The 330-nt window shown below is 54.8% G+C and carries 1 protein-coding gene; it reads right to left on the bottom strand.

Translation table 11 applies throughout. From position 1 onward, the window contains the following. The coding region (locus BGP75_RS00605) for a DDE-type integrase/transposase/recombinase (protein ID WP_143820941.1) at positions 1-330 on the bottom strand (330 nt) is incomplete at both ends.

Here is a 330-nt window from a genome sequence, read left to right as displayed (position 1 = left end):
GGCAACACCGTAGTGTGAAGCCAGTTGCTGATAGGCAGGATTGATGTCGGGTTCATAGCGGTGTGTTTTGCTCACCCCACTTTTTAGATTATCCGGCACCACCAGTTCCGGTACGCCAGCGAAGAATTCGAAGGCTTGCACGTGAGCATTGAGCCAGTCGGCCTGATTCTGGCTCCAGCTAGCGCAGGAAAAGGTGTAGTTGGATGCGCCCAGCACTGCCACAAACACCTGAGCCTGGCGTACTTCACCTGTGTCAGGGTTGACCACCTCCATGGTTGGGCCGCAGTAATCCACAAAGAGCTTCTCACCAGCACGATGTAGCTGTCGCAT

The organism is Motiliproteus sp. MSK22-1 (assembly GCF_001968815.1).
Taxonomy (GTDB): domain Bacteria; phylum Pseudomonadota; class Gammaproteobacteria; order Pseudomonadales; family Balneatricaceae; genus Motiliproteus.
This window is presented reverse-complemented; position numbering and strand designations above follow the sequence as displayed.